Below are 19,661 nucleotides of genomic sequence, written 5' to 3' on the forward strand. Positions count from 1 at the left end.
TTGCTAGCACGTTTCCCCCGCGTGGAAGGACGAGACCTTGCGAACCACCTTCTTGCGTGCCGTCACCGGCGCCCTCACCGCGCTGGCGCTGATCCCCGTCACCGTCGTCGCCGCAGCCGCACCGGCCGCCGCCGCCACCAACCAGTTCCGCGGCATGAACTGGGCGATGCTGGGTGACAACTTCAGCACCGGTCCCCTCGTCGTACAGGGCCTGAGCCAGTCCGACAGCAACGCCACCGTACGGGCCAAGGCCAACGCCCTCTACGACGACATGGCGGCGATCGGCGTCAACACCGTGCGCCTGCCGATCAACACCCACACCGTCGGCACCACCTGGTGGAACGCCTACCGCGGCGCGATCGACGCGGCCACCGCCCGCGGTTTCAAGGTCATCCTCGCCTACTGGGAGGACGGTGCCGCGTCCGGCGGCCGGATCACCAACATCGCCGCGTGGAACACCATGTGGTCCAACGTCACCTACCTGTACGGCGCCAACACCAACGTCTACTTCGAGCCGATGAACGAGCCGCACGGCTACAGCTCGGCCGAGTGGCGCACCATCGCGGCGAACTGGATGAGCTACCACTACTCGGCGGTCCCCGCCCGGACCCTCATCGGCGGCACCGGCTACAGCCAGGACCTGCGCGACGTCTGCAACGACAGCCGGTTCAACGGCACCCTGCTGTCGTTCCACCACTACGCGTTCTTCTACAGCGCGATGACGTACGACGCGTTCCGTAGCCACGTGCAGACCCGCCTCGGCAACTGCGCCTCCCGGGCGGTCGTCACCGAGTACGGCGCGCCGATGTCCACCGGCCTCAACTACGGCGACGCGAACAGCACCGACAACTTCGTCCGGCACATCCGGGCCGTCACCCAGGTCATGCGGGACAACCAGATGGGCGGCGTCTACTGGCCGGCACTCGGCGGCAAACCCACCGGGTCCTCCGGCTTCGACTACTACTCGATGTTCGCCTTCAGCGGCAGCGGCACCAACCTCAACCTGACGGTCCGCAACAACTCCGGCCGCGACCGCATCCGGTACGGCTGGGGCCTGTAGCCCATTAGGCTGCCGACATGACGGTCCGGGACGAGTTGCTGCGGCGCAGAGCGGAGTTCACCGCCTCGGCCGCCGCACTCGCCTCGGACCTGACGGCGCTGTTCGAGGCGTCGCGCAACACCAACGGCGACGACGAGCACGACCCGGAAGGCGCCACCATCGGGTTCGAGCGGGCCCAGCTGACCGCCCTGCTGGCCACCGCCCGGCAGCGGGTCGCCGACGTCGACGAGGCGCTGGCCCGGATGGACGCGGGCACCTACGGCGTCTGCGACGGGTGCGGGCAGGGGATCGCCGAGCAGCGGCTCCTGGCCCGGCCGTTCGCCCGCACCTGCCTGACCTGCGCCTGAGCGCGGATGTCGTACCCCCGTGGCAGGGTTGTGCCGTGTACGAGGAATGGGCGTCACCGCTGCCGCACGTCGTCGCGTGGCGCAGTGTCACGCCGCCGGGCGAGCACCGGGCGAAACGGATCCTGCCGGACGGCTGCCTCGACCTGATCTGGCGGGACGGCACGGTCTTCGTCGCCGGGCCGGACACCACCGCCCAGGTCGGCCGTCCGGCGCCCGGCAGCAGACACGCGGCGCTGCGCTTCGGCGCCGGCACCGGGCCCGGCGTGCTGGGTGTGCCCGCCGCCGAGCTGATCGACCGGCGGGTGCCGCTGGAGGCGCTGTGGCCGGCCGCCGAGGTGCGGGCCATCGCCGAGGCCGACGACCCGGTCGCCGCGCTGACCGCCGCCGCGGGCCGCCGCTGGCGGGGAGCCGATCCGGTGATGGTCGCCCTGGCCGGTGCCGCGCGGGCCGGGGCGCCGGTGGGCGTGGTCGCCGAGCGATGCGGTCTCAGCCCACGGCAGTTGCAACGGCGGAGCAACACCGCTTTCGGGTACGGCCCGAAGACCCTCCACCGGATCCTGCGGATGCAGCGGGCCGTCGCCCTGGCGCGGGCCGGCCGTCCGTTCGCCGCGGTGTCGGCCGACGCGGGCTACGCCGACCAGGCTCATCTCGCGCGGGAGGTGCGGGCGATGGCCGGCGTGCCGCTGAGCGCCCTACTGCGCTGACGTCTTCTTCCAGGCGAAGAGGTCCACGACGTTGCCGTCCGGGTCCTTCACCTGTGCATACCGCTGCCCCCACGGGGCGTCCCAGGGGTCGTTGACCGACGGGTGACCGGCGGCGACCAGATCGGCGTGCACGCTGTCGACCTCGGCCGGGCCGGAGCAGAGGAACGCCCAGCCACCGGACGGCGGCCCGGGCTCGTAGCCGGGGTCGAACGACTTCAGGGCGGCGTGCGTGTCCCACATGAGCCGGATGCCGCCGGCGACCGTCGCCTCGGTGTGCGGCTCCTTCTCGGCGCCGGGCGGGAACTCCAGGCCCAGCCGGCGGTAGAAGTCCAGGGACGCTGCCATGTCGGCCACAGCGAGGCCGATCGCGTTGAAGGTGGGTGCCATGGCCCCGACGTTACGAGACACCCCGGAGCCGGGTCTTGAACGAATCAGACATCGCCGGCGTGGACCCGGCGGCCGCCGAACCGTGAGGTCGTAACCTTCGCGGTCCAGGGCTTCATCGGTGAGCGCGTCGAACTCACTCCAAGCGGATCCAGGTCCGCGGACCCGGACCCGGTGGCCATGTGACCGCAGGGGGACTGTTGCCGGCGGGAGACGCAGTCCACGTCTGTTCGCTGGTCTGCGGTCAGGCCGGAAATTGGCGCGTAGCCGCTCCAGTTCCGCTTTGGTCACGGGCAGGACGGTGCCGTGGCGGGGGCGGGCCGGCAGTGCGTAGTCGGTCGGCATGCTCCAGTTCGGGTTCGTAAGGCTGTCGGTCTGGAACGGCACGTACCCGCGGTGGGGCGTCTCGTCGACGAACACGTACCACTTCTGTTCGGTGTTCGACTTGAACGCGGTCGGCCCTTCCACCCAGTCGGTGCCGATCCCGGTGCGGATACAGTCGTCGACGAGTTCCCAGTTACGGGGTTCGGTGTCCGGCAGATCCACGGCCCGCAGTCGCGTCGAGCGTTCCATGACGATGTCCCGGCCGCAGCTCCCGATGGTCCGGTCATCAGTCGTGAAGCGATAGTAGTTCCCGCCGTCCGCCAGAACCGTCGAGTCGATGACCCCGGTGCCCGGGTCGTTCCAGACGCGCGGCTCGCTGAAGGTCCGGAAGTCGCGGGTGGTGGCGTACAACATCCGCGGGTACGTGCTCCCGGTGTGGCCGACATCGGCGGCGGCGTAGAGATTCGATGCCCAGTAGACGACGTACGCACCGATCGCCGGGTCGTAGGTGGCCTCCGGCGCCCAGGTCATCCCGGCCGTGTCGGCGGACACGCGTACGTGCCGCTGCGCCGACCAGTGGACCAGGTCGGTCGACTCCCAGATCTCCAGGTACTTGCTGCCGAAGCGCATCGCGGCGCCCCATCCCGAACCGCCGTTGATCTGCAGGTCGGTGGCGATCAGATAGAACTTGTCGCCCTCGGGCGAGCGGATGATGAACGGGTCGCGTACGCCGCCCTCGCCGTATTGGGACGTCAGGACCGGTGCGCTGCCGTTCAGCTCGTCCCAGTGCAGCGGGTCGTTGCCCCGGCTGGCCGCGAAGTACACCTGCTCGGTCAGCTGGGTCGATTCGCCGGTGAAGTAGGCGAACATGTAGCCCTCGTACGGCACCTTCTTGAGCAGCGGCAGGACGGTGACGGCGAACGTGCGCTTGACCGTGGCCCGCTTCAGCCTGACGGTGGCGGTGAGGACGGCGCGGTACGGCGGATGGCCGTACCGGGGGCGGGTGACCTCGCCGGTGGGCGTGACCTGTGTCGGTTTGCTGGACCGCCAGGTGATGGTGGTGCCGTACAGGCCGGTGGTGGGCAGCGTGATGTTGCCGCGCAGCGCGCCGGCGTCGGGGACGGTCAGCGCGCGGGCGGCCGCCTTGGCCTTCTCCTCGTCGGTGAGATCCTCGAGTACGGTCACGGTGAACGCCTTCGTGGCCGTCGCACCGCCCCAGCCGAGGGTCGCGGTCAACGTGACCGTGGCATCGCCGGTCCGAGGCCGGGGACGGGTGACCACACCGGTGGCTGACACCACCGACTCCACCGAGGACGCCCAGGTGATCCGCGCCCCGGTTGCACCCGTGGCCGGCAGCGTGAGATTTTCGGTGATCGCGCTCGTGTCCCCGAGGCTCAGCGCGGCGGCGTCGGAGGCGACCCGTTCCGCCGCGCTCTGCGCCCCGAGTTCCGCGATCTCCACCTCGGTCAGCGCACGGTCGTAGACCCGGAAGTCACGGACGTTTCCGGTGAGGTACTTGTCGCCGCTGTAGAGCGAGCGGCCCAGGTAGTTGGCCGTCGTGGTGCCGGCACCGATGTCGGCCGGGGTCAGGGTGATCCCGGTCTTGCGGGCCACCTCTACCCCGTCCTCATACAGGACCGCGGTGCCGCCCGCCAGCGTGTAGGTCAGTGTCCGCCACGCGCCCCGCACGACGTTGTGGCCGGCGCTGACGCTCTGTTCGGTCGACCAGTTCCCCGAAGCGATCGAGCCGCGATAGGTGTCACCGGTGACGAACAGATAGCCGTCTCCGTACCAACTGGTGGAGTTACCCATCCCCCAGACGAAGTACGGAGCGGCCTGCGCTGCGTCGATCTTCGCCTGCACCGACACGCTGATCCGGCTGAGGCCTCGGAGCAGGTCGTCGGGCAGCCGGACATGTCCGGAGGTGCCACCCAGCCGCAGCCCGTCCGCCGCCTGCCACGAGGCGTCCCCCGCCAGGACGCCGTCACGACCGTGGCCCGACGAATCCGTGACGGTCGTGCCGTCGGCCTGGTCGAGTCGGTAGTGCAGGATCAGCCCGTCGGTCACGCTTGCGTCCGCGGGCGGCGGAGCCAACGTTCCTACCAGCAGAATCACCGCCAGAAGCGCCATGAGGCGGCTGACCCGAGAAGTGCCACAGGACCTCATCAGCGTCAGGGGCATGGCATGACTCACTTTCCGTAACGCGGCTGAGCGGCACCCGGGGCCGGCGAACAGGACCTCGTCGAACGCGGACCGCGGTAGGCCAGTCGGTGTGGTTGGCCACGCTGATCTCCGAGAGAGTGTTAACGCTCACAGTGGTAGCGGTCAAGAGCGGAAACCATCGACGAAGGCACACCATCCCGCCGCGCCGACGGGGTGACACAGAGATCAAAGCAGCGAGTTGAACCTGCGACGCCTTAAGGAGTGCTCGCGAACAGGCTGATCAGCAGGTCGACGCGCTCGTCCTGGACCGCCGGGGGGATACGGCCGCTGTCGGACAGCACGACGATGCCGTGCAGGGCGCTCCAGATGACCTCGGCGCACAGCCCACGTCGCTCGTCGTCCGCCCGGAAGCAGCCGACGAACTCGTCGAAGCAGTCCTGCATCGGAGCGGGCGTCTCGGCGCTCGCGAACGTGAGATCGGTGGGCAGGACGAACATGGCCTGATAGAGGGCGGGCCGCTCGGTCGCGAACCGCAGGTAAGCCTGACAGACGGCCCGCAGAGCCGCGGCCGGGCCGGGCGCCGACTCCCGCGCGCGGCGCAGATGGCCGGCGAGCTCGGCGAACCCGTCCAGGGCGACAGCACCCACGATGGCGTCCTTGCCGTGGAAATGGCTGTACAGCACCGGCTGGCTGTACTCCACGCGGTCGGCCAGCCGTCGTGTCGTCACGGCTTCCCAGCCCTGGGTCTCGGCGATCTCACGCGCGGCCGTGATGATCATCTGATGACGGTGGGCGCGTTCCCGTTCGCGGCGCTCGCTGGTGGCGGACATGACTGAATCCTAGCAGTGCTAGACATGCTTGCGTTGATAACCTATCGTCGCTACCAGATCTAGCGCCGCTAGATTCCGGCATCCCGGGAGGGACCCATGCTTCTCACCGTCGCCCACACACTTGCCGGACTGGTCGGCGCCTTCGGTGTCTTCCTCGGCGTGAACGCCTTCCGGACACCACGCGCCGCGCTCGGCTTCGGCATCCCCGGCACGCCCGTCGACGACGCCACGTTCCAGGCCTGGCTGCACGTCAAGGCCGTCCGCGACATCGCCTCCGGCGTGCTGATCCTCATCCTGGTGGCCGGAGCGACACCCGACCTCCTCGGCTGGTGCATGCTTGCCGCCGCCGGCATCCCCGTCGGCGACGCCCTCATCGTGCTGCGCAGCAAAGGGACCAGGGCGGCCGCCTTCGGCATCCACGGGGCCACCGCCGCGGCGATGGCCGCCGTCAGCGCGCTGCTGTTCCTCGCATAGTCCCGCCCCGAAGGTCCCCGGCCATGCCCCGCTTCAGGATCACCACCACCACCGGCAGCGGCGGGCAACCGAATCAGGCGGGTGGAACCTGCACGGGCCCACCCGGCGGCCACCCTCCGCCGCATCACCGGGGCGCCGGGGCGGCCGTACGCTGTCCGTCGTGCAGATCGACCTGGTTGCCCTGATCGTCGACGAGTACGACCCGGCCATCGCCTTCTTCACCGGGGTGCTCGGGTTCGATCTCGTCGAGGACTCACCGTCCCTGACCACCGACGGCATGCCGAAACGCTGGGTGGTGGTCCGCCCGCCCGGCGCACAGACCGGCCTGCTTCTGGCCCGCGCCGACGGCGACCACCAGTCCGCTGCCGTCGGCCGTCAGACCGCGGGACGCGTCGGCTTCTTCCTCCGGGTCGACGACTTCGACACCACGTACGAGCGGATGACGACGGCCGGCGTCACCTTCGTCCGACCGCCCCGCACCGAGTCGTACGGCCGGGTCGCCGTCTTCCTCGACATCGCCGGCAACCGCTGGGACCTGCTCGGCCCGGCCCGGTAGTCCCGGATGCCGTCCCGGGCCCGGGCACCGGCGTGACGGTCGACGGCAGCGAGAGCGCCGGCCGTTCGCGTCCGGGCGACCGTCGACGGCGGCGACCGCCGGGACACTGGCCGCAGCCGTCGAGCCGGGCGATGACGGTCGGGTCAGGCGGGCATGGCGTCGCGGACCTTCGCGGTGTCGACGAACTGTTCGAAGCGCACGATCAGGCCGCCGCGGACGATGAAGTGGTGGGCGACGCGGACGTCGACGGGCCGGCCGGTGGCCTTGTTGACCGCGGTGTAACGGGCCAGGACGACGACGTTCTCGCCGTCGGTGACATAGGTGTCGTCGTGGGCGGCCCAGTCGTCCCAGTCGGCGCCGAGCCGCTCCATCACCCCGCCGGTCACGCCCTCGGGGGTGCGGTACGTGCCGGCGAGCGGGAAGCCGGCCATCTCGGTCCATTCGACGTCGGGGGCCAGGGTGGCGCGCAGAGCCCCGAGGTCGCCGGCCGCCGACGCCAGGTACTGGCGGCGGACCACGTCGGCGGGTGCGGTCGAGGTGGCGAAGTCGGTCATGGTCAGCCCCAGCTCATCTCGCCCTTGGCGACCTTGGCACCGATCTGCGCGGCGATCAGCATGCCGTGGTCGGGGTAGCGCTTGACCAGCGCCTCGGTCAGCGCCGGACCGTCGGCGGCCCGGCCCAACTCCTCCTCGAAGGCGAGCAGGTAGTCGCGGGTGCCGGTGACGGCGCTCAGGTCGGTGGCGGTGCCGGGCAGCCGGTGACCGGGGACCACCAGCAGCGGCTCGAGGGCGGCGATCTCGTCGAGCTGGGCGATCCAGGCGGCGCGCTTCTCCGGGGCGGCGGTGTCCGCGGTCCAGACGTGCTCGTGCTGGAACAGCAGGACTCCGCCGAGGACCGCGCGGTGCTCGGCCTGCCACAGGTAGTGCCGGTCCGGCAGCTGCGGTGAGCCGCCCTTGAGTGCGAAGCGGTGGCCTTCGAGTTCGAGGTCCCCGGTGAGCGGGGTGATGTCGACCAGCCGGGTGGGCAGGTTGGCACCGACCGTCGCCCACGCCGTCAGCTTCTTCTCGTACGACCGGTTGATGTGCTCGATGACCTGCGGTGTCGCGACGATCGCGGCGTCCGGGAAGGCGTCGGCGACGACCTCGGCGCCGAAGTAGAAGTCCGGGTCGCCGTGGCTGATCACGATCGTGGTCAGGCGCTTGCCGGAGTCGAGGATCGCGGCGACCAGGCGGTGCCCGTCGGCGCGGGTGAAGCCGGCGTCGACGAGCAGGGCGTCGGTGTCGCCGGTGACCAGGGTGGCTGTCTTGTTCCTGCTGCCGACCGGGAAGTCGAGGTCAAAGACGTGGAAGTCGAGCGTGCTCATGTGGAGGTCTCCTGGACTTGAGGTGGGAGCGTCAGCGGAGGGCGAGGGCGGACAGGCGTTCCTCGACCTGGCCGGGGGTCGCGTGCCCGTACGCGATCGGGGTCAGGCTGTCGCCGTGCGCGGCGATCAGGGTGGGAAAACCGGTGACGCCGAGCTGTGCGGCCCGCTGGAAATCGGCCGCTGCCGGCCCGGGATCGGCGAAGGCGGTCACGACCGCCGCGCCGTCGACGCCGGACTGCTCGGCGACCGTCCGGTAGGTGGCGGGTTCGGACAGGCTGAGACCGTCGAGGTAGAACGCGTTTTGCAGCGCGATGGCGAGTTCGGCGGCGCGGTGGGGTGCGGCCCGGCGCAGGGCGGCGAACCCGCGGGCGGCGGCTTCGGAGTCCATGACGAAGGAGCCGTCGGCGATGAGGCGCATGACTCCATCCCCTCCCAGCGATTTACCTGACGCAACAGTAACTGAGCCGTCAGGTATTTGGCAGGGGGTGTGCCGGTCGACACCTATCGCAGGCGCGGCACTTCCTTGGCCACCGCACGGCTCAGCACCCGCAGGTCGTCTGCGAACCGTTCCCAGTGCTCACCGGGCAGCTGGTCGGCGAGCAGGCGCCGCAGATTGCCACGGTGCAACTCGGTGGCGCGGACGGCGGTCCGCTCCCCCAGCGGCGTCAGCCGCACGAGGCGCCCCCGCCGATCGGCCGGGTCGTCGGTGCGCTCGACCAGACCGGCGGCCTCCATCCGGTCGATCAGGCGGGTCACACCACCGGTGGTCAGCACCTGCGCCCGGCCGATCGCCGACATCGCGAGGCCCGGATCCCCGGCCCGGCCCAGGATGAGCAGCACCTCGTACATCAGGTGGCTGATCCCGCACTCCCGCTCCAGCGCCCGGCCCACCAGGTACTCGAGACGGTTCGCCACTCCCAGCAACCGCCCGAACGTCACCACCAGAGCGTCCTCGGCGGCCTCCCGCGCCGACCCGATCTCCTCGTCAGCGCTCACGAAATCGCACCTCTGGCTCGCCCTGCTCCGGTCACGCGCCGACGATAGCCGCGAGCGGTACGGTCGGCGACAGAATCCGGCCGGGAAACCGTGAAGATCAACATCGGTATACGCCAATCAGGAGGGACACCGGGCTACGAGAGGCAACGATGGGTGGACATACGACCAGAGCGGTGGACGTGGCGGACGATGACGCCGCCGTGCTGCTGCGGTCCCGGGCCGAGCCGGAGTGCTTCGCTGACCTGTTCGAACGGTATTTCGCCGGCCTGCACGGGTATGCGTCGCGGCGGCTGGACGGTGCCGGCGGTGACGACGTGGCCGCCGAGACGTTCCTGATCGCGTTCCGGCAGCGGGACCGCTTCGATCCGGCACGCGGCTCGGTCCGCGCATGGCTGTACGGCATCGCCACCAACCTGATCCGGGCACGGCGGCGCGAGGAGGCGCAGGGCTATCTCGCGTACGCACGGGCCGCCGCCCACCCGCCGGACGAGCCGGTGCACGAGGAACAGACGACCGACCGGGTCGCGGCCGAGGCCGCCCGCAAGCGCATCGTCGCGGCGCTCGCCGGGCTGCCGGAACGGGACCGGGACGCGTTGCTGCTGGTGGTGTGGGGTGAGCTGTCGCACGAGGAGACGGCCGCCGCTCTGGGGATTCCGGTGGGGACGGTCGGTTCACGCCTGCACCGGGCACGCCGCCGGATCCGCGCCGCACTCGACGACGTCAACCCGACCGGAAGGACCGCCCGCCATGGATGAGATCGATCTGCTGGCCACGGCGCGGCCGGTCACCCCGCCGAGCGCCGAGACCACGGCGGCCGCCCGCGAGCGGCTGCTCGACCTGATGCGCGCCGAGCAGGCCGCCACAGCGCAGCGGCACCACTTCCGGATGTTCGCCCCGATGTTCCCGCCCGTACCGCGACGCCGGCTCCGGATGCCCACCCTCACGGACCCGTCCGGGTCACGGCGCCGTCTGCGGCTGGTCGGGTGGGGCCTGGTTCCGGTGCTCGCCGCGGCCGTCGCCGCGGTCCTGGCGCTGACGGCGACGTGGACACCACCGGACGATCCGGGTCGCGACGTCGACATCGCCGACGCGGGACCGCGCCCACCGCAGGAACTGCGGAATCTGCTGCTCGCCGCCGCGGAGCGGTCGTCCGCGGACGACCCGGCCGACGGCCGCTACTGGGTCTCCGAGGTCGAATCCGGAACGCTGATGGAGGTGGACCGATACGCGATCATGGGCCGCACCCGGGAGACGTCCTGGCACCCCAACCGCAGCGGGGACCGGGCCGTACACCTGCAGCAGTGGGCCGGTGGCGCGCCCGCCTCGGCCGCCGACAGGGCCGCCTGGCAGCGGGCCGGTTCGCCGTCGAGCTGGCCGAAGGACGAGGCGTGCCCGGCCGCCGGCAGCTGGACGGCCGGGCCGGGCACGGTCCGCACGGTGGTGGGCGAGCCGGCGGTGGCCACCTACCCGATCGGCGGCGGCTACCTCACCGCGGCGCAGATCAGGGAGCTGCCGACCGATCCCGGCCGGCTTCAGGTGTGGATGATCGACTCGCTGCTGCGCGGCAGCCCGGAGATGACCGCCTCCGAGCTGTCGGAGGGCATCTTCAGCGCCATGATCAACCTGCTCTACCAGGCGCCGAACACCCCGGCGCTCCGGGCGGCCGCCTACCGGCTGCTGGCCGACCTGCCGGGCCTGCGCGACCTCGGACCGGTCACCGACCCGAAGGGCCGCGCCGGCAACGCCGTCACGATGCTCACCAACGAGGAGACAGCGGGGGTACGGCAGGCCGACACCGGCGGGGCCCGTGAGGTACGCCTGATCTTCGACCCGAGGTCGGGACAGCCGCTGGCCTGGGAGACCCGGATGCTCCGCCCGGCCGACTACCTGTCGTGGGTTCCGGCCGGCGCGCTCTTCGACTACGAGGCGGTGCTGCGGACGAGATGGACCGACGACGTCCCGCCGCCGACCACCGGGGCCCTGACCGAGGGCGCGCTGGAGTCGCCCCCCTGCTGAGGGGAACCGGGCGGGAACCGTTCGCCGGGCGTGAGGGGGACGCCCGGCGAACGGTCACCCGCGCGTGCGGGTGACGTCGTTGTGCCGGCTGGTGGGCCGTGCGACGCTGAGGTCGGCCGGCCCGACGGGAAGGTGTCCACGATGGACGTGAAGTCTGCGCTGCCGGAGAACCACGACGCCCCGCCCGGATTCCCGCGGCAGCGGACCGTGCTGGTCGCGGCCGGCTGGCACGTGGTGGTCCTGGCCGCGTTCCTGGTCAACGCCTACCTGATCCCCTGGGACACGACGGCGTGTGACGACGAGTCGGGCTTCTGCGTCACCTACGGCGACCTGATGCACATCCTGCTCTTCGTCAGCGTGCCGTTCCTGGTCGTCTCCTTCCTGGTGTCCCGGCTGGTCGCCGTGGCACTGTCACGCCGGTTCACCTCGGCGGCGGCCGCCGGCAGCCTGTCGGCGCTGGCCGGCCTGCTGGCCGCGACCCTGATCGCCGTCATCCTGGTCGCCGTCGGCCGGCGATAGCGCCCGGGGCGCCGGAGGGCTCCGGGGGCCGGGCGGGCTGGGGGGACGCGGCCGGACTCAGTGGCCGTGCAGGTCGGCGAGCGTCCGCAGCCGCCGCACCTCGTCGATGATCCGCTGGTCGTCGGCGTCGTCGAGCCGTAGCACCGAACCCAGCACGGCGCGCAGATCGTCGGACGGGGCCGCGTCGAGTTCCCGCAGCATCATCTGCACCGCGCCGTCGACCTGGGCCCGGTCGTAGCCGCGCAGCACGACCGCGAAGTCGGCGGCACGCAGGGCGTCCCGCGCCCTCGCCCGCTGCGCGGCGTCACCGCCGGCGGCGAGTGCCGCGGACGCCCGGCCGAGCAACGCGTCGACCTGCTGCCTGTCGTATCCACGCAGCACGATGGTGAAGTCGAACGTCATGCCGGACATCGTAGAGACGCCGCGCATCCGTCACCGGCGATCGGGGGCCCCGCCCCTGCCGACGGCCTCGTCGTCGGTCGCCAGCCACAACCAGACGAGGAAGGCGATCGCCACGACCGCGGCGACACCGGCCGCGCCGGTCACGAAGGTGAGCCGGCTGGGTTCCGGTGAGGCGGCCGTCATGGTCTCGGACGTCCTGCCGACGAGCAGGCCGATCACCGTGGCGGGAACGCCGACGGCGGCGGTCGCCAGCAGCGGCAGGGTGGCGAGCCGGGTCGGGCGGCCCGGTGCCGCCGCCCGGCGCCACCGCAGCAGCCGGACACCGAGAACGGCCAGGGCGCCCCACGCCAGCACCACCAGCAGCGCGGCGATGATGTCGCTTGGCCGGTGCCAGCGCGCCCACACCGTACCGATCGCAATGGCGGCGGTGTAGCCGGCACCGGCCAGAGCGGCCGGCCCGCGCAGCGCCGCCGGCAAGACGATGACCAGCGCGAACGCCACCGATGCGGCGGCTGTGGTGTGCCCGCTGGGCAGTGAGTTCGGGTAGGTGAGACCGTCCAGCGTGGGCCGGGGCAGCCAGTCCTTGAGCAGCTGGGTGGTGGCGTTGGCGGCCAGCACCAGAACCGCGGCGGCGATCGCCAGGTCGATGCGTTTACGGACCACGCCGACGGCCGCCGCGATCAGGCAGACCAGGACGAGACTGGTCAGGGTGGTGGCGTTCAGGGTGCGGCTGAGCAGCTCCTCGAGCCGGGCGTACCGGACCTCGGTGCCGAGCATCGCGGCGGTGTCCAGCCACTGGCCGGAGATGGTACGGACGAAGACGTGATAGGTGGCGAGCAGGCCCAGGCCGGCGAGCACGCTGATGAGCAGTGGCGCCGCCAGGTATGCGGCGCCGGGACGCCGCCTGGTGCGCGCCCCCACGTCGTCAGTGCTCAGCGTGGTCATTCGTGGCCACCTCCGGGTTCGCCGAACGACCGAGCTTACGGGCCGCCGTCAAATGCGGGCGCGGCGAGGTTCTGTGCGCCGACGACCGCGAGGAGTTCCATCTTCTCGTAACTCTCGGTTCCCGGTACGGCGGTGTAGACGAGCAGGGCGTGGGCCTGATCCGGGTCGAGCAGCGCCTGGCAGGTGAGGTCGAGTGCACCGACCTGCGGGTGGACGAACCGTTTGAGGTGGGCGTACCCGACGCCGATCTCGTGCTCGTGCCAGACCGCGCGGAACTCGTCGCTGCTCTCCAGCAGCAGGCTCTGCAGGTGGGCGGCCCACGACCGGGGACCGCGGAGGGTGACCACCCGGCGCAGCCCGGAGGCGAACACGCGGGAGTGCAGCGGGTGGTCGTCGGGATGGTAGAGGGCGCGGCAGGCGGGATCGGTGAACCACCGGTAGCCGATGCTGCGGGCCGGGCCGGTGAACCGGGTGAGGTCGCCGTTGAGAGCGACCCCGAGCCGGTTCTGCCGCAGGGTCTCGCCGAGTTCGGTGACGATCTCGGCGGGTGTGTCGGCGAGCCGGTCGAAGATGCGCAGCAGGCCGGGGCTGATGTGCTCGCCACCGGCCCCGCGCGCCGGCGGGTTGTGCCCGGCCAGACGGAACAGGTGGTCGCGTTCGTCGTGGGACAGGTGCAGTCCCTGGGCGATCGAGGCGATCATCTGCTCGGACGGGTGCGGGCCACGCCCGCGTTCGAGCCGGCTGTAGTAGTCGGCGGAGATGTGGCAGAGCGTGGCCACCTCCTCGCGCCGCAGACCCGACGTCCGGCGGCGCTGCCCACGGGGCAGGCCGACGTCCTCCGGTTGCAGCGACTCACGGCGCCGGCGCAGGAACCCGGCCAGCCCGGCCCGATCGATCTGCACGGTGTCCTCCCCTGGTTCCGGCGCGTCTTCGTTCTATCACCCGACTTCCGCGAAGGACGTCTGCGTCAGTTCTTCGGAGATACGCCACACCCGCTCGGCCTCCGGCTCGCTGCGCAGGCGCGAGTACAGCTTCTGCTCGGCCGGCGGGCCGCCCAGGTGGCCCGGTCCGCCGGGACCGTAGAAGCCTGCGTCGCGACCGGTGGTGACGGCGAGGACGGCGGGTAGCGCCGCGGACTCGGCGGTGCCGAGCAGGATGCCGCGGGCCGACAGGGCACCGATCAGCCGGCGGCCGGCGGTGTCCTGGGAGCGGCCGACCTCCGGACGGGCGGACAGCAGGCTGGTCGGGGCGACACCGGGGTGGGACAGGTTGCTGGTGATGCCCCAGCCGTGCAGCCGGCTGCGCCGGGACAGTTCGAGACCGAACAGGCCGAAGGCGATCTTCGACTGGCTGTACGCGCGCATCCCGTCGTACGACCGTCGCCAGTCGAGGTCGTCCCAGTTGACGGCATGGGAGTTCGCCGCGACGCTGATCTGCGAGGTGACCCGCGCCTGCCCGGCCCGCAGCAGCGGCATCAGGTGCGCCACCAGCGCGAAGTGCCCCAGGTGGTTGGTGCCGAACTGCAGCTCGAAGCCGTCGGCGGTGACCTGCCGTTCCGGTGGTGTCATCACGCCGGCGTTGTTGACCAGCAGATGGATCGGCCGGCCCTCGCCGCGCAGTGCCGCGCCGAGCGCCGCCACCGACTCCAGCGACGACAGGTCGAGACGGCCCAGGGACAGCCGGGCGGCGGGGGTGCGCCGGCGGATCTCCGCGATCGCCGCCTCCCCCTTGGCGGTGTTGCGGACCGGCAGGACGATCTCGGCGCCGGCGGCGGCGAGTCGGGCGGCGATCTCGAGTCCGATCCCGTCGCTGGCGCCGGTGATGACGGCCCGCTTGGCGGTCAGATCGGGGACGGTGAGGGTGGGTTGTCTGCGTGGCATGGGACCAGCATGCGGCCGCCGGCGGAGCGTATCCACGGCCTGACGATCCCAGGCTGAGCGCTACCGGCCGCGGCTGTTGAGGTAGCCGAGGACCAGGGCGGTCCACCAGGCGGCCTGCGAGATCGTCGTGGCCAGCCCCGCACGGACCAGCAGGAACGTCGGCGGCCGGGGGTGACGGCCGAGTTCGCGCAGCAGCACCGCGGCGTACACCCCATTGATGCCGATGACCAGCACGGCGAGCGCTTTCGGGCCGGCCGGCATGCCGAGCAGGGCGCCGGAGGCCAGCAGACCGGCGAAGCCGGCCCAGATCGGCACGTGGGTTCCGCGGGCGGTGCTCAGCACGTCGGCGAGGGTACGCCGGCCGGCCAGCCACAGCAGCCCGAACCAGTCGACGGTCAGCACCGCGCCGAAACCGATCACCATCGAGCCCAGGTGCACGAAGAGCGCGATGTCGTGCACCTTCGCCGGCACGTGCCGGTACGGGCTGACGGCGAGCACCGTCAGCCAGCACACCGCCACCAGCACGGCCTGCGCCACGGGTGAGGCGGGCCGCCGGTGCCGGCCGATTTCGACAACCACATACGGGAGACGGTGGCCGGCCCGGCCGACAACAGAAACTTCAGACCGAGACCCAGGCGCCGGTACGCGCGGAGTCCAGCATCGCGTCCACGACGGTGGCGGCCGCGACCGCGTCGTCCAGGGCCGGGCCGTACGGCGTGCCGTCGGCGATCGACCGCAGGAAGCCCACCGCCTCGATGACCTTGGTGTCGTCGTAGCTCATCGCGATTCCGGCGCCCGGCTGGAAGGCCCCGAAGTCGCCGTGTCCCGGCGCGGCGAAGACGGTCCGGTAGCTCTGCGACTGATAGTCCTCGCCGGTGCTGACCGACAACTCCCCCATCCGGCGGAAGTCCCAGGCCAGCGCCCCGGTGGTGCCGTGCACCTCGAAGCCGTACGTGTTCTGCTCGCCGACCGCGACCCGGCTGGCCTCCAGGACGCCACGGGCGCCGCCGGCGAAGCGCAGCAGCGCGTGGACGTGGTCCGGGTTCTCGACCGGCCCGGGCGGCCCGTCGGCGCGCGAGAAGTGACTGGCCGCGCCGGTGACCGTGGGCCGCGCCGGGATCACCGTGGTGGTGTCGGCGACCAGTGCCTCGATGTCGCCGAGCAGGTGCCGGGCCAGGTCGACAGCGTGCGAGGCCAGGTCGCCGAGGACGCCGCTGCCCCCGTGCGAGCGGGTGAACCGCCAGGACAGCGCGCCGTCCGGGTGGGCCGCGTAGTCGCTGAAGAACCGGAACCGGGCGTTGGTGACCCGGCCGACGGCACCGCCCGCGATCAGGGCACGGGCCTCGGCGACGGCCGGTGCGGCCCGGTAGTTGAAGCCCACCGTGCTCCGCACCCCGGCCGTCGTGGCGGCGGCGGCCACCGCGCGGGCGTCGTCGCCGGTCAGACCGACCGGTTTCTCGATCCACAGGTGACGCCCGGATGCGGCGACGGCGGCGCCGATCTCGCGGTGCAGGAAGTTCGGGGCGGTGACACTGACCGCCTCGACCCGCGGGTCGGTGAGCAGTTCCCGCCAGTCGGTGGTGGCGGCGGCGAAACCGTACTGGGCGGCGGCCGCCTCGGCCCGGCCCGGTTCCGGGTCGGCGACCGCGACCAGCTGCGGGGTGATCGGCAGGTCCGGGTAGTGGTGGCGGGCGCGCAGATAGGCACGGGTGTGCGCGTGGCCCATCCAGCCGAACCCGACGACCGCCACACCGAGCGGCCGGGTCATTGCGGGGCCTTTTCGGTGGGTTCGCGTTGCAGCTCGTGGGCCAGCTGGTCGAGTTCGGCGCCGCCGGCCATCATCCGGGTCAGCTCGGTCGGCGACAGCTCGCCCTTGGCGAAGTCACCGAGGCTCTTCCCGCGGTTGAGCAGCAGGAACCGGTCGCCCACCGGGAACGCGTGATGCGGGTTGTGGGTGATGAAGACGACCCCGAGCCCCCGGTCCCGGGCCCGCGCGATGTAGCGCAGGACGACCCCGGCCTGCTTGACGCCGAGCGCCGAGGTGGGCTCGTCGAGGATCAGCAGCCGCGCCCCGAAGTGGACGGCCCGGGCGATCGCCACCGACTGCCGCTCACCGCCGGAGAGGGTGCCGACCGGCTGGTCCGGGTCGCGGATGTCGATGCCCATGTCGAGCAGTTCGCGCCGGGTGGTCTCGATCGCGGTGGCCCGGTCGAAGCGGCGGAACGGGCCCCACCCCTTGGTCGGCTCGGAGCCGAGGAAGAAGTTGCGCCAGATCGCCATCAGCGGCACCATCGCCAGGTCCTGGTAGACCGTCGCGATGCCGGCGTCCAGCGCCTCGCGGGGGCTGCCCAGCCGGACCGGCCTGCCGTCGAGCAGCAGCTCACCCTCGTCCGGCTGGTGCACGCCGGACAGGATCTTGATGAGTGTGGACTTGCCGGCGCCGTTGTCGCCCAGCACGCAGGTGACCTGGCCGGCGCGGACCGTCGTCGAGACGCCGCCGAGCGAGATCACGCTGCCGAACCTCTTGGTGACGTTCCGGATCTCCAGCAGTGGCTCGTCTGTCATCGCCTACCTCCTCGACAGTTCGGCGAAGCGCCGGATGTACTGGTTGGCCAGCACCGCGAGCAGCAGCATCGCGCCCAGGAAGAATTTGAACCAGTCGGCGTCCCAGCCGGCGTAGACGATGCCCTGCGACGTCATGCCGAAGATCAGGGCGCCGACCGCCGCGCCGACCGCCGAGCCGAAGCCGCCGGTCAGCAGGCAGCCGCCGATCACCGCGGCGACGATGTAGATCAGCTCCTGACCGAAACCGGCCTGCGCCTGGATCGAGGTGAGCCGCACGATCTGGGTGGTGCCGACGAACCAGGCGGCGAACGACGTGATCATGAAGAGCGAGATCGTGGTACGGGCCACCGGCACCCCGACGTTGCGGCTCGCGTTCGCGTCACCGCCGGTGGCGAAGATCCAGTTGCCGAACCGGGTGCGCAGCAGCAGCCACGAGCCGAGGATCGTCGCGATCACCCACCACAGGATCGCGATCTGGAAGCTCGCCCCGGCGATGGTGAACTCACTGGCGAAGACGGCGTGCAGGACGTCGTACCCGAGGATCCGGTTGAAGTTGTTGATCTGCACGGTGTTGGTCACGAGCTTGGTGATGCCCAGGTTGAGGCCCTGGAGCATGAGGAAGGTGCCGAGCGTGATGATGAAACTCGGCAGCCCGGTGCGCACCACGAGGTAACCGTTGACGAAGCCGATCGCCAGGACCAGCGCGAGCGAGATCGCCAGCGCGGCCCACGTGTTGACGCCGTAGTAGGTGGTCAGCAGGCCGCTGGTGATCGCCGCGGTGCCGGTCTGCACGCCGGCGGACAGGTCGAAGTGGCCGCCGATCATCAGCAGGGCGACCGCGACGGCCATGATGCCGAGGGTGGAGGCCGGGTCGAGCCAGTTCGCGATGCCGCTGGCCGACCGGAAGACGTCGGAGAGTGCGGCGAAGAAGCCGAAGACCAGCACGGCGCCGATCAGGGCACCGAGCTCGGGCTTGAGCAGTACGCGTTTGAGCAGGCCGACCCGGGCGAGACGCTCGTCCGGGCCGGCCGACGTGACGGTGCCGGTCGACATGTCAGCGGGTCCCGGCCGCCGCGAGCTGTGCGATCTGGGCGGCGTTGTCCTTGGTGACCAGGGCGGGCCCGGTCAGCACCTGCCGGCCACCGCCGAGGACGTTGAGGTTCGACTTGTACTGGGTCAGCATGGTGACCGCCGTGTAGCCCTGCAGGTACGGCTGCTGGTCGACGGCGAAGAGGATCTTGCCGTCCTGGACCGCCTTGGCCACGTCGGCGTTCAGGTCGAAGGTCGCCAGTTTCGCGGCCGACCCGGCCTCCCCGATCGCGGCGGAGGCGACGGTCGCGACCGGCCCGCCGAGCGTGACGACGCCGTCGACGGCGGTGTCCGACTGGAGCTTCGACTTGATCGTGGCCTGCGAGGACTGCAGGTTGTTGATGTCCACCTGAAGGTTCTCGATCGGTGCGCCCAGCGTGCTCCCGACGGCGGCGCAGCGCTCCTCCAGGCCGACGTTGCCGGCCTCGTGGATGACGCAGACGGCCTTCTTGACGCCCTGCTTCTTCAGCTCGGCGCCGACCGCCTCACCGGCGACCTTCTCGTCCTGGCCGATGTGGGTCAGCGCACCGAACTCGGCGGACCGGGACGCACCGGAGTTGATGGTGATCACCGGGATGCCGGCGGCCACCGCCTTCTCGATGCTCGCCTTGAGGGCGTCCGGGTTCGCCATCGAGACGACCAGACCGTCGACCTTCTGGTTCACGGCCGCGTCGATGAGCTGGGCCTGCTTCTGCGGGTCGCCGTCGCTGGAGTAGGCGATCGTGTCGCCCATGTCGGCGCCGGCCTTCTCGACACCGTTCTTCACGATGCTCCAGAACGCGTCACCGGCCGCCCCGTGGGTGACGACGGCGATCTTGTAGCCGTAGCCGCCCTTGCCGCCGCCGCCGTCGGTGGTCTTCTCGGCGTTGACCGCGTTGTCGCTGCTGCACGCGGCGAGGACGAGCATCGTGGTGGAGAGGGCGGCCACGGACGCCCACCTGCGAGACCTGCGCATCATCGGGGATCCCCTTCTATATATGTTTCCGCCGTGTTTCGCGGCGTCGTTGACTGCAGCCTGTGACGCACCAAGACCAAGGTCAATAC

Annotated in this window: 23 protein-coding genes and 1 pseudogene; 8 read left to right on the plus strand and 16 right to left on the minus strand. The window is 71.3% G+C overall.

Annotated features, from left to right (window positions below; genetic code table 11):
• Positions 1-37 precede the first annotated feature (37 nt).
• The 3 genes from BC793_RS00310 to BC793_RS00320 are packed head-to-tail and all read left to right on the plus strand — an operon-like array spanning position 38 to position 2,111.
• Positions 38-1,060, plus strand: a complete 1,023-nt coding sequence (locus tag BC793_RS00310) for a glycoside hydrolase family 5 protein (RefSeq protein WP_239169816.1) — start codon at positions 38-40, stop codon at positions 1,058-1,060.
• A 17-nt stretch (positions 1,061-1,077) separates the two neighbouring features.
• A complete protein-coding gene (locus BC793_RS00315; protein ID WP_109588503.1) occupies positions 1,078-1,407 on the plus strand; it encodes a TraR/DksA family transcriptional regulator in 330 nt (109 codons plus the stop codon).
• Between the two features lie 35 nt (positions 1,408-1,442).
• Complete coding sequence (locus tag BC793_RS00320; RefSeq protein ID WP_109588504.1) at positions 1,443-2,111, plus strand: helix-turn-helix domain-containing protein; 669 nt, start codon at positions 1,443-1,445, stop codon at positions 2,109-2,111.
• Here BC793_RS00320 and BC793_RS52635 read toward each other — a convergent pair.
• The 3 genes and pseudogenes from BC793_RS52635 to BC793_RS00330 form a co-directional block, all read right to left on the minus strand.
• Entirely contained in the window at positions 2,100-2,498 is a 399-nt protein-coding gene (locus BC793_RS52635; protein ID WP_170167190.1) for a VOC family protein, read from the minus strand. The genes BC793_RS00320 and BC793_RS52635 overlap by 12 nt on opposite strands.
• Before the next feature lie 447 nt (positions 2,499-2,945).
• Positions 2,946-5,000: pseudogene (locus BC793_RS00325) on the minus strand (immunoglobulin-like domain-containing protein); the annotation flags it as partial.
• Positions 5,001-5,236: 236 nt separating this feature from the next.
• Positions 5,237-5,812 (minus strand): TetR/AcrR family transcriptional regulator, encoded by a 576-nt coding sequence (locus BC793_RS00330; protein ID WP_109588506.1) that lies wholly within the window; start codon positions 5,810-5,812, stop codon positions 5,237-5,239.
• A gap of 96 nt (positions 5,813-5,908) precedes the next feature.
• Between BC793_RS00330 and BC793_RS00335 the strand changes: the two genes are divergently transcribed.
• Complete coding sequence (locus BC793_RS00335; RefSeq protein ID WP_109588507.1) at positions 5,909-6,286, plus strand: DUF4267 domain-containing protein; 378 nt, start codon at positions 5,909-5,911, stop codon at positions 6,284-6,286.
• 160 nt (positions 6,287-6,446) lie between these two features.
• Positions 6,447-6,842, plus strand: coding sequence for a VOC family protein (locus tag BC793_RS00340; RefSeq protein ID WP_109588508.1), 396 nt, complete (start codon positions 6,447-6,449; stop codon positions 6,840-6,842).
• Positions 6,843-6,985: 143 nt separating this feature from the next.
• Here the strand turns inward: BC793_RS00340 and BC793_RS00345 are convergent, their stop codons facing one another.
• The 4 genes from BC793_RS00345 to BC793_RS00360 all read right to left on the minus strand — a co-directional run bounded on the left by BC793_RS00345 (position 6,986) and on the right by BC793_RS00360 (position 9,201).
• Positions 6,986-7,396: a nuclear transport factor 2 family protein gene (locus BC793_RS00345; protein WP_203896095.1), complete on the minus strand. Its 411-nt coding sequence runs from the start codon at positions 7,394-7,396 to the stop codon at positions 6,986-6,988.
• A 2-nt stretch (positions 7,397-7,398) separates the two neighbouring features.
• Positions 7,399-8,205, minus strand: coding sequence for an MBL fold metallo-hydrolase (locus BC793_RS00350; RefSeq protein WP_109588509.1), 807 nt, complete (start codon positions 8,203-8,205; stop codon positions 7,399-7,401).
• A gap of 31 nt (positions 8,206-8,236) precedes the next feature.
• Positions 8,237-8,623 carry a DsbA family protein gene (locus BC793_RS00355; protein ID WP_109588510.1) on the minus strand — a complete coding sequence of 129 codons (387 nt, stop codon included), beginning with the start codon at positions 8,621-8,623 and terminating at the stop codon, positions 8,237-8,239.
• An 83-nt stretch (positions 8,624-8,706) separates the two neighbouring features.
• On the minus strand, positions 8,707-9,201 hold the full coding sequence (locus BC793_RS00360) for a MarR family winged helix-turn-helix transcriptional regulator (RefSeq protein WP_109588511.1): 495 nt from the start codon (positions 9,199-9,201) through the stop codon (positions 8,707-8,709).
• Between the two features lie 179 nt (positions 9,202-9,380).
• Here BC793_RS00360 and BC793_RS00365 point away from each other — a divergent pair, with 179 nt between their 5' ends.
• From BC793_RS00365 to BC793_RS00375, 3 genes are all read left to right on the plus strand, one after another.
• A complete protein-coding gene (locus BC793_RS00365; RefSeq protein ID WP_239169815.1) occupies positions 9,381-9,956 on the plus strand; it encodes an RNA polymerase sigma factor in 576 nt (191 codons plus the stop codon).
• The gene (locus BC793_RS00370) at positions 9,949-11,217 is read left to right on the plus strand and encodes a CU044_5270 family protein (protein ID WP_109588513.1); all 1,269 of its coding nucleotides are present in this window, start codon (positions 9,949-9,951) and stop codon (positions 11,215-11,217) included. Before BC793_RS00365 ends, BC793_RS00370 begins: the two co-directional genes overlap by 8 nt.
• Positions 11,218-11,358: 141 nt before the next feature.
• On the plus strand, positions 11,359-11,736 hold the full coding sequence (locus tag BC793_RS00375; protein WP_146246142.1) for a hypothetical protein: 378 nt from the start codon (positions 11,359-11,361) through the stop codon (positions 11,734-11,736).
• A 57-nt stretch (positions 11,737-11,793) separates the two neighbouring features.
• Here the strand turns inward: BC793_RS00375 and BC793_RS50975 are convergent, their stop codons facing one another.
• Genes BC793_RS50975 through BC793_RS00420 form a run of 9 tightly spaced genes read right to left on the minus strand, consistent with a single transcriptional unit; the run spans position 11,794 to position 19,545 of the window.
• Positions 11,794-12,138 (minus strand): DivIVA domain-containing protein, encoded by a 345-nt coding sequence (locus BC793_RS50975; RefSeq protein WP_239169814.1) that lies wholly within the window; start codon positions 12,136-12,138, stop codon positions 11,794-11,796.
• A gap of 30 nt (positions 12,139-12,168) precedes the next feature.
• Positions 12,169-13,083 carry a phosphatase PAP2 family protein gene (locus tag BC793_RS00385; RefSeq protein ID WP_109588515.1) on the minus strand — a complete coding sequence of 305 codons (915 nt, stop codon included), beginning with the start codon at positions 13,081-13,083 and terminating at the stop codon, positions 12,169-12,171.
• 35 nt (positions 13,084-13,118) lie between these two features.
• On the minus strand, positions 13,119-13,985 hold the full coding sequence (locus BC793_RS00390; RefSeq protein WP_109588516.1) for a helix-turn-helix transcriptional regulator: 867 nt from the start codon (positions 13,983-13,985) through the stop codon (positions 13,119-13,121).
• A 36-nt stretch (positions 13,986-14,021) separates the two neighbouring features.
• On the minus strand, positions 14,022-14,963 hold the full coding sequence (locus BC793_RS00395) for an SDR family oxidoreductase (RefSeq protein WP_109588517.1): 942 nt from the start codon (positions 14,961-14,963) through the stop codon (positions 14,022-14,024).
• Between the two features lie 60 nt (positions 14,964-15,023).
• Entirely contained in the window at positions 15,024-15,542 is a 519-nt protein-coding gene (locus BC793_RS00400; RefSeq protein WP_146246143.1) for a hypothetical protein, read from the minus strand.
• A 40-nt stretch (positions 15,543-15,582) separates the two neighbouring features.
• On the minus strand, positions 15,583-16,731 hold the full coding sequence (locus BC793_RS00405) for a Gfo/Idh/MocA family protein (protein ID WP_109588519.1): 1,149 nt from the start codon (positions 16,729-16,731) through the stop codon (positions 15,583-15,585).
• Positions 16,728-17,528 carry an ATP-binding cassette domain-containing protein gene (locus tag BC793_RS00410; protein ID WP_109588520.1) on the minus strand — a complete coding sequence of 267 codons (801 nt, stop codon included), beginning with the start codon at positions 17,526-17,528 and terminating at the stop codon, positions 16,728-16,730. Before BC793_RS00410 ends, BC793_RS00405 begins: the two co-directional genes overlap by 4 nt.
• Before the next feature lie 3 nt (positions 17,529-17,531).
• The gene (locus BC793_RS00415) at positions 17,532-18,581 is read right to left on the minus strand and encodes an ABC transporter permease (protein ID WP_109588521.1); all 1,050 of its coding nucleotides are present in this window, start codon (positions 18,579-18,581) and stop codon (positions 17,532-17,534) included.
• Between the two features lies 1 nt (position 18,582).
• The gene (locus BC793_RS00420; RefSeq protein WP_203896094.1) at positions 18,583-19,545 is read right to left on the minus strand and encodes a sugar ABC transporter substrate-binding protein; all 963 of its coding nucleotides are present in this window, start codon (positions 19,543-19,545) and stop codon (positions 18,583-18,585) included.
• Positions 19,546-19,661: the final 116 nt, after the last annotated feature.

The sequence above is a fragment of the Actinoplanes xinjiangensis genome (genome assembly GCF_003148685.1).
Lineage (GTDB): Bacteria > Actinomycetota > Actinomycetes > Mycobacteriales > Micromonosporaceae > Actinoplanes > Actinoplanes xinjiangensis.